This is a genomic window from Protofrankia sp. CiP1_Cm_nod3 (assembly GCF_982290655.1).
In genome coordinates, this window is record NZ_CEVIVD010000042.1 from 1 (window position 1) to 9438 (window position 9438).

Genomic DNA, 9438 nt, shown 5'->3' on the forward strand with positions numbered 1-9438 from the left:
GGCGCTGTTCGTCACCTCGCGCCGGGCCGGCGCCCAGGATGTGCGCCAGGTGCGGGATGCGAGCCGGGTAACGGCGAGCGGGGGCACGGCCGGCACACCACCGGCCGGGGCCGCCGACGGCACGGGTGCGACCGGGACAGCGGGTCCGGCCGAGGATCTCGTCAGGCAGTATCAGCAGCGGCTGCTGGCCGACCAGCATGCCGCCGACACGATGCTGTCCCAGATCAAGGCCGATGTCGCCCACGAACAGTCGGTGTGCCAGTCGTTCCTGGACGGCCTGCACCAGAGCGGAGATCACCAGCGTGGGGGTGGTGCTCCGGGGGCGTCGGCATCCGGTGCCGTGCCCGGCGGCGGGGGCCCGGGCGCGGGCACCGCGACCTCCGCATCCCTGCACTCGTCCACCGCGACGGCCACGGCACCGGCGGCGGCCACGACACCAGCGGCCGCGACACCAGCGGCCAGCGGCCCGGCGCTCGACGGCACGGACTGCGCGGCGCTGCTCCAGCAGGTCCTCGCCGAGCAGGAGGCGCTCAACGAGCGTCTGCGCGCGGTCGCGGCGGACATAGCGGCCCTCGACGCCGCGGTCACGCAACTGCTGGCCCAGGTCCCGGGAGGGCAGCAGCATCCTGGGCCGTCCTCCGGGCGGCAGCCGGACGCGAGCCCAGGCAGCGGAGCAGGCTCGGGCACCGGGGCAGGCCCAAGCCCGGGAACGGGAGCGAGCCCGGGCCTGGGAGCGGTTCCAGGCACCGGGGCGAACCCGGATGCGGGCGCGGGCCGACCGTCGTCCGGGCCGACCGGAGCCGGGACGGGGACCGGCGGCACAAACGGGAGCACCACGAACGGGAGCACAGGGACGGCTACCGGCGGCGATCGGAACACGCCTGGCGGCACGGCAGCCGGGGGCGCCGTGCCTGGCGGTACGGCTGGGGGCGACACGACAGGCCGGTCCGCTGCGAGCGGCTCGGGCACCGGCGGCGCGGGCGGCTCGCGTGCGGGTGGCGCGGGCGGCTCGCGTGCGGGTGGCGCGGGCGGCTCGCGTGCGAGTGGCGCGGGTAGCGCGGGCGGCTCGCGCGCGCCGGCGTCCGCCGTCCAGATCGCCGCCGACCAGGCCGCGGTCGACGCGGCCAACGCCGTGCTCCTGGTGGCGCAGCAGAGCCTGGAGCAGGCACGGATGGTCAGCCCGATCAGCGGTCTGGTGGCCGCCGTCAACATCGCCTCCGGCCAGTCCGTCGGCACCGGGTCGAGCACGGCCACGATCGTCGTGCTGAACCCGGACGCCAAGCAGGTGACGACGACCGTCAGCGACAGCGACCTGGCCGCTGTGAAGATCGGCGCCAGGGCCAGGATCACCCCCGACGGGACCAGCTCCCCACTGACCGGCACCGTGGTGGCGGTCGGCCTGCTCCCGGCGGCGTCCACCGCGTCCGGCGGGACGGCCTCGGCCGGGTCGTCGGGATCGTCGTCCGGGGTGGCCTATCCGGTGACCATCGGCCTGGACGACGGCGGCGGGAAGCTGTTCGCCGGCTCGGGCACGGCCGTGGCCATCGTCACCGCCAGCGCGACGGACGCGCTCGCCGTGCCGACCTCGGCCGTGCTGCGCATCGGCAACCGGTACGTCGTGTCCGTCCTGCGCGATGGCAGGGCGACCAGTGTGCCGGTGCGGGTGGGCGCGGTCGGCCCGGCCTTCACCCAGGTGACGTCCGGCCTGTCCGAGGGCGACAAGGTCGTCCTCGCGGACCTGAACGCCCCCCTGCCCACCGGCAACACCACCCCGCGCGGCCTCGGCGGCGCCGGCATCGGACCAGCCGGCCGCGGCCTCACCGGCGGCCGCGGCGGCCTCACCGGCGGCGGTGGCGCCGGTGGCGGCGGCTTCGTCGTCAACGGAGGAGGCGGCGGACGGAGCGGGTGACGGGTCACCCGTTCCGTCCAACCGCCACCTCGACGGAGAAGCAGAACTGTGGGTGTTCGGAGAGAAAGGGACGGGGTCAGTTCTCCGGGGTTTCGGTGGCGAGGAGGGCCTGGAGTTCGTAGACCGCTTCACGGAGCCGGTCGACGAAGGTGTACAGCCCGTCGGCCACCGCGCGCGGTGTGCTCAGGTAGAGGTTGAAGCGGTCGGGCAGCAGCACGTAGGCGATGCCGATGCACTGGCTGCTGGTCGAGCCGAAGCCGAAGTACTCGATGTTGACCGACGGCGCGGAGCTGGTGCTGAGGTAGTCGTCCCGCAGCTTCACCCAGCCCGGGCTGTCGTACAGGTCGAGCGCCTCGGTCACCCCCAGTTCCTCGCCGCGCCGTTTCTGGATGAGCTGCAGCTCCCACAGGTGCTGTTCGGGCGCCTGTCCCGACTGGCACTGCTTCGCCCGTGCCACGTGCTTCTCGGCGGCTGCCCGGAAGGCCGCCCGGCGGGCCGCCGCGTCCGCCGTCGGATCGTCCAGCGTGGCCACGAACCGCAGCACCTCGGGTGTGACGACGCGCATCGCCTCGGTGCGCCCGCGCCGGTACTGCCGGGTGGCGATCGACTCGTAGGTGGCGCCGGTCAGCCCCTTGGCCCGCTTGTGCGCGAGCTGGTAGGCCAGCTGCACGAACGCGTCCGGTGACACCCGCAGCTGCTTGGCCCGGTTCCCGCCGAAGTCGTCGAACGACAGGATGGTCGTGGCGGTGGCTGCGCCGTATGCCGCGAACGCCTCGTCGGCGGCCCGCACGTCGGCCCGCAGGTCGTCGTCCAGCACGAACTCGACGGGCCTGATGTCCGGCAGGCCCTGGGGGACGGCCCCCGACCGCGCCGAGTGCTCCTCGGGCGAGGAGCCCAGCAGCGAGTCGACGAAGCTGAGGATCGTGGTCCCGTCCAGGCCGCAGTGCTCGATGTTGATACCCGCGGTGCCGTCCTCGAACACGATCACGGAGACGGCCTTGTCGAACCACCGGTTACCGCTGTTGCCGTACAGCAGCTGGTCGCACGCCTCCTGGGTGTCCGTGGGCGTGATGTCCTCCAGGCACAGCAGGAACAGCGCGGTCTCCACCTCGTCGAGCGCGGCGGCGTTGCCGGGGTGGTGGGCGATCAGTGTCTGCCGGCTGGCCGCCCATTCCGCCCGGGCCTTGGTGGTCAGCTGGCCGACGGCGCTGTCCGGCGCGGCCGGGGCCGCACCGGCCTTCCGGATCGCCTCCAGGCCCGCCGCGAGATCGTCTAACGCGTACGGCCGGCCGTCGGGGCCCAGCACGTCCAGGTGGAAGATGTTCCCGCGGAAGAACACCGCGATGTGGCGGGCCCGGGACGGGCCCGGCCACTGCTCGCTGTACGGCACGCGGACGGTGTCCTGCTCGGCTCCGGGTATCCGCGTCGTGGAGAACAGGAACTTGTTCTGTTCCATCGACAGCGGCCGCCCCCGCTGGATGGCGGCCGGGATGCGTTCGTCGTCGAGCTGCAGTTTGTGGTTGACGGCGGCGGCGATGAGCCCGGCGGCCCGCTCCACCTGCCGCAGCGGCGACTTCTTGAACAGGAAGAAGAAGTTCGCGTTGAGCGCGATGCGGTCGCGGCGGCCCAGATACCGGGACGGCCAGAACGTGTCGAGCCAGCTGTGCACACCCTCGGTGGCGTCGTACTCCACCAGTGCCTGGTGGAGCCGCTGACCGGGGCCGCCCGGCCGCCGGAACGCGGCCACCGCCGCCTCGGTCCGAGCCAGCTCGTCCGCGGTCAGCAGCGGCGCGGCCCACTCCAGGAACCTCTCGGCGCTCTCCTCCAGGGCGGGCAGCGGCACCCGTGGCAGCAGGTCCTCATTGCCGAAGGTGCGGGTGGACAGTTCCTGCTCGGCAGGCGTACGGGCGGGTGGCTCCTGGCTGGCGGGGGCGGTAGCCGGGGTGGACAGCCGCTGGGTCACGCTCAGTTCCTGATTGACAGTCAATGTGATCCTCGGGCTCGGTGGTTGTGGGGACCTGGACGATTTCTTGCCGGTTAGTGATCCATTGCCGGTTGCGAGGTCGATGACCACGCAACCCTTCGTGCCGCGCGGCTGGGAGACGTAGAGCTGCGCGTAGAGCCAGCCGTCGGTTTCCAGACCACTCGGGTCCACGCCGACGTTGCTCAGGGTGTCCAGTACGAGCGACTGCTCCTGGGGAGAGGCGAAGCGCCGCTGCCGGAACATGTGCTCGAGATGAACGGTCTCGTACCCCAGTCCGGCCAGGCTCTCCTCGACGGGCTCGAACGGGAACATCCGTAGGACGAAATGCGCCATCCACGGCCGGCGCTCGTCGTTCGCGTGGACCACCCGCACGAGGGTCCGATGGGTGACGTAACCGATACAGCCGGTCGAGATGACCAGGTCGGCGCCGGCCAGCTGCCGGCGTTGTCGCGGGGTGGGGTCCTTCTCCTCCAGATCGGCGTGCACCGCGTCGTCGATGAAACCGGCGGCGAGCGCGTACGAGAGGGCGGGCCGCGAGGTGTCCAGGCCCACGAAGCGGATTCGGCGCGGGTCGGCCCGCGACCGGACCAGCTCCTGGTCACGGGCCAGCAGCGTCTCACGGGCCGGTGTACCCGCGTCCCGGTCGCAGTACCGTTCGTACAGCTCCTCCATGCTCGCGTCACATTTCAGCAGAGCCGCGTTGATACCGTACGAACAACCGATGTCCAGAATGTTGATACCTGAATCCCACCGTAACTCCCGGCACGCTTCGATGATCTTCACGAAATGAGGTTTCGCCAGCTGCGGGATATCATAGTCGAGCCTGCGCAGCGTGTCGAAGTAGGCGTACGGGTCGGGTTGGGTGTAGATGTGATCGAGTGAAACTTTTCCGGTGGCATCAAAACGCACGGGCTGGGTTCCTCCTTGGATCACGGAACGGGCAACTGACCGGCATCGGGCCCGGGCTGCCGGTCGCCCCCCCAGACCGCGTCCGGCGGATCTTCCGGCCGGAACAGGTCGTAACCCACTCCGGCCGGCATCCGCCGGAAACGGCCTTAATCCAACAGTTGGTCGACCCGCACGGCGTTTCCAGCGGCCGCCAGGTGCTGGGGCAGCACCCGGCCGAAAAGCTGTCTCGTCCGCTCCACGCTGCCGACCACCCCAGGGCGTTCGCTGTACGAGAAAATCGCCGAGTGACGCGCGGTGTCACCACGCACGGCGCTCACCCGGTGCATCGAATAACGGCCCCTGAACAGTTGCAGATCCCCTGGCCGCAGGGACACCCGACGGATCAGGTGCCCGCCGTGGCCGGCCAGCACGGCCCGCACGTCGGCGAAGTTCTCCGTCGTCGCGGACCTGATACCCGGGCAGTACTCGAACACCCCGCCGTCCGTCGGCTCCTGTGTGATCAGGCTCACCGCGAACTCGTTCGTGTCGAAGTGCCATGGATGTTCCATGCCCGGGGTGACAACGTTGAGGCACAGCCCGGCCAGGGAATCCGCGAGCTCGTGGAGCCGGGGCAGCTCGAAACAACTGGCAATGAAGTGCTGGAACAACTCGTTGGTGTAGAGCTGATGAATGACGAAATCGTCGGGGATGCGATCGCGCGCCACGAAGGCGTTACCACGCCGCATGGGCAGCCGGCCGGGATGGTCCGCCGGCAGGTCCGCGTCGGCGGCTATGTTGTAGGCGTTGACGGTCTCGACGTCATAGTATGCCCGGGGGGCGACCGCGGCGCATTCCAGCCGTAGTTCCTCACGCCGGGCGGGCTGGATGAAGTTGTGCAGAATGCTGCAGCCGTGGGTGTGTAACTCCTGCCGGGTACGAGAGACCACGTACTCCCAGTCGGTGCCACCCGGCTCCGCCAGCGGATAGAAGGCCGTGCTGACCACCCGCTCGATCAGCCGGGCCGCCGATGCGATCATGAGGCTCTCCTCCGCCAGCCGGGATCATCGTCGCGAGGCAGGACAGCACAACCACACGGACAATCCCCACGACCGACGTCCATACGCTGGCAGTTGCCCGATCCACACGCTGTCAAGGCCTATCCCTCCCCCGCGAACAGGTCACGTCCGCAGCGTCTTCTCGCCCGCCTCGGTCATGCCAGGAGCACTCGAGGAACCGGGCACCGACACGAAACAAACATGATCGCACAGCTTTTTCGACTCTTAGCACATCGTTACTCTCGATTCATGGCCATGAAGTCGTTTGTGACGTGCGACACCATCCCTTGAAAACGCCAGACGATCACGATCGACCAGGATCTTCCCCGTCCCCCGCCCTGGCATTCATTTTGACGCCGGCGGCAGCCTCAGCCGATAGTCACACCAGGTGACTAAAAAGTGAACCCCAAGTGAGCAACGACCGATTGTCGGACGATTACCAGCCAGTACCGGGTGACCACCGGATGGACGTCGACGGCCCCCGCACGGGCGGAGCGGGCCGGGGCGGCCCCGCGAGCCGGCCCGGCGTCGCAGGTGGCCCGTCCAGGCCGGCGAGGTGGGCTGGTAGCCCCTCGGCCAGCCCCTCGGCCAGGGCGGCGACACCACCCGGCACCGGCCCGGACCGGCCTGGCCGGCCGCTGCCCTGCATGGCGGCCACAACACGGCCACGTTACAAATTGCGATCAACAGTGTTGCAGGTCAGGACGAATCGGTCCGCTGTCTGGACGGTGGGACCATCCCCGGCCAGGTGAATGACCACTCGTTGCGACCATCAGCAGATTGTGAGCCGAGCAGATGCCCATTGCGGCGCAGTTCTCCGAGTACGGCACCAGCGACGTGCTGCGCGTCGTCGACCTCCCGGCCCCGGTCGCGGGCCCGGGCCAGGTGCGGATCGCGGTGCGGGCGGTGAGCGTGAACCCCGTCGACTGGAAGATCCTCCAGGGTGCTCTGCAGGAGCTGGTCACACTGGACCTGCCGGCGGGCCTGGGCAGTGACGTCGCCGGTGTCATCGACCAGGTCGGTGACGGTGTGACCGCCTTCGCGGCCGGCGACGAGGTGCTCGGCTCGTCCTTGACCGCCTCCTACGCCCAGTTCGCGCTCGCCGATCCGGCGGCTCTTGTCGCCAAGCCGGCCGAGGTGCCGTGGGAGACCGCCGGCAGCCTCGCCGGCGCCGGCGGCACCGCGTGGAAGGTGCTCGAGCTGCTCGCTGTCACCGCGGGTGAGACACTGTTGATCCACGCTGCCGCGGGCGGTGTCGGCGTCCTCGCCGTGCAGCTGGCCGTCGCCCGCGGCGTGCGGGTGATCGGCACCGCCAGCGAGTCCAACCACGAGCTGCTGCGTTCGATCGGCGCCATCCCGGTCACCTATGGTGACGGCCTGGCGGACCGGGTGCGCGCGGCCGCTCCCCAGGGGGTGGACGCCGTGCTCGACGCGTCGGGCCGCGGCGAGCTGCCCGTCTCGATCGAGCTGGCCGGCGGGCCCGAGCGGGTGCTCACCATCGCCGCGTTCGACGCCGCCGACCACGGGGTCCGCCTCCACGTCGGCGGCGGCGGGCAGGACACCGTGCGGGCGATCCAGGACATCCTCGTCCTGATCAAGGAGGGCCGTCTGCGGCTGCCGATCTGGCGTACGTATCCGCTGACCGAGGCGGCCGCCGCGCTCGATGCCAGCCGGGCCGGCCACCTCGGCGGCAAGATCGTGCTGCTGCCGTCCTGACGGACACGCCTGCCAGCGGCAGGTGCTTCCAGGCGGACCGGGCCGCCGGACGACGGCCCGCGCACCCGGGCCTGGCTGCCGGGGCCGCTCCCGGACGTCCCACGGGCAGGAGCGGCCTGTGGACGCCGCGTCGGCAACGGGCCGTCCGCCCCGTGCCCGGCTGGCTGTCTACCATGGTGGACAGCCGTTCATGGTGGACAGCCGTTCATGGTGGACAGCCGTTGGTTCCAGCGGGAGAGAGACTGCGATGGCTGGTGGAGCGGTGCCGACGCGGGCGGCGGCCCGCCTGGCACCGCCCCGTCGCGTGTCGGCGGTGTACCGCCTGCTGCTGGCGTGCACCGCGCTGGCCGGGCTGTTCGTCATGCACGGTGTGGCGGTGGGGCTGGGATGCCCTGGTGGCGCCCACGCGGCGGGGCCAGTGGCGGGGCCGGCAGTGGCGGGGCCGGTAACGGAGCCCCACGGCCTGGGCGCCGGCCACGGGGCTCCGCAGGTACGGCACCCGCCCGCGGCGGCCCCGATGACCGGCCATGGGACGTCCGTGCCGCCTCCCATGCCGCTGTCCGCCCCGGCGAGCGGCCATGGGACGTCCGTGCCACCGTCAGTGGCTATGATCACCAGCGGTGCCGGCGGGCATGGCGCCCTGTGCGTGTCGCTGCCGCCCCGGACAGGGCCGGGTGGCCTGCTCGGTCTGCTGGCGCTCCTGCTGGGCATCGCCGTGATCGCGTGGACGTGGCCCGTCAGGGGGCAGTACGCCGGCGTCGACAGCGGTGGCCGGCGGCGCCGGGCCCCACCGCCAGCCGGTTCAGGCCTGCTGACCAGGTTGTGCATATCCCGGACGTGACGCAACACCGCTGACCGGAGCAAGGCTCCGGTCAGTCCGACGTTGCTGTCCATCCGCGCGCGTGCCGCGCGCCGTCCGGAAAGACTTCCGATCCCAATGCTGACATTTCCGCGTTCGCACGCACTTCTGTGTTCGTATGGCCGCGTTTCGTATCCATCCACCGTCCGCCCGCGTTGTGCACGTGTGCTGGCCGGTGCCACGCTCCTGATCGGGCTGGCAGCGGCCGGCTGTGGGAGCTCCACCACGACCGGGCCGGAGATCGCGCACCCGATGACGTCTCCCGCGACGCCGGGGCACGGCGGGATGCCGGCATCCGGAGGGATGCCCGGCCATGCCGGGATACCGGGCACGGACATGCCCGGCCATGCCGGGATGCCGGGTATGGAGGGGCTGCCGGCCGGGGAGGGCCTGGCCGCCGAGGCATCCGGGCTGCGGTTCGTCCCGGTCGCGTCGACGCTGCCGGCCGACCAGCCGACTTCGTTCCGGTTCCGCATCCTGGCAGGCCCGGGACAGCACGATCATGCTTCGGGCATGTCGCTGCTGGGCACCCACAGCACCGGGACGGCCGCCGGGGACGGCACGCCCGTCACCGCGTTCAGGCTGGACCAGACCAAACCGATGCACCTGTACCTGATCCGGTCGGACCTCACCGGCTTCCAGCACGTGCACCCGGACGTGGAAGGCGACGGCACCTGGACGGCGCCGCTCCAGCCCGTCCGGCCGGGCGCGTACCGGGTGTACGCCTCGTTCGTCACCACAGACGCCTCGGGCGCGGACGTCCCGACGGTCCTCGGCCAGCCGGTCACCGTCGCCGGCGGTTCCGCCGACACACCGCTGCCGCCCGCGTCGGCCACGGCCACGGTCGACGGTTACACCCTGGCCCTGGCCGGCGGGCTGACAGCCAGGAACGCGGGCACCCTGACGATCACCGTGTCCACGGGCGGCCGGCCCGTCACCGACCTACAGCTCTACCTGGACACCTACGCGCACCTGACCGCCTTCCACGAGAGCGACCTCGCCTTCGCCCACCTGCATCCGACGGGCA

At 71.2% G+C, this 9438-nt stretch carries 6 protein-coding genes; 4 read left to right on the plus strand and 2 right to left on the minus strand.

Features of this window, described 5'->3' with window-relative positions:
* A partial coding sequence (locus AC5LUJ_RS10630) for an efflux RND transporter periplasmic adaptor subunit (RefSeq protein ID WP_493464850.1) occupies positions 1-1909 on the plus strand: 1909 nt, incomplete at its 5' end.
* Between the two features lie 76 nt (positions 1910-1985).
* Here AC5LUJ_RS10630 and AC5LUJ_RS10635 read toward each other — a convergent pair.
* Positions 1986-3794, minus strand: coding sequence for a choline/carnitine O-acyltransferase (locus tag AC5LUJ_RS10635; protein ID WP_250286031.1), 1809 nt, complete (start codon positions 3792-3794; stop codon positions 1986-1988).
* A 1154-nt stretch (positions 3795-4948) separates the two neighbouring features.
* On the minus strand, positions 4949-5818 hold the full coding sequence (locus AC5LUJ_RS10640) for a HalD/BesD family halogenase (RefSeq protein ID WP_493464851.1): 870 nt from the start codon (positions 5816-5818) through the stop codon (positions 4949-4951).
* Between the two features lie 813 nt (positions 5819-6631).
* Between AC5LUJ_RS10640 and AC5LUJ_RS10645 the strand changes: the two genes are divergently transcribed.
* The 3 genes from AC5LUJ_RS10645 to AC5LUJ_RS10655 all read left to right on the plus strand — a co-directional run.
* Entirely contained in the window at positions 6632-7552 is a 921-nt protein-coding gene (locus tag AC5LUJ_RS10645; protein ID WP_493464852.1) for an NADP-dependent oxidoreductase, read from the plus strand.
* Between the two features lie 247 nt (positions 7553-7799).
* Entirely contained in the window at positions 7800-8393 is a 594-nt protein-coding gene (locus tag AC5LUJ_RS10650) for a hypothetical protein (protein WP_493464853.1), read from the plus strand.
* Between the two features lie 270 nt (positions 8394-8663).
* The coding region (locus tag AC5LUJ_RS10655; RefSeq protein WP_493464854.1) for a DUF8832 domain-containing protein at positions 8664-9438 on the plus strand (775 nt) is incomplete at its 3' end.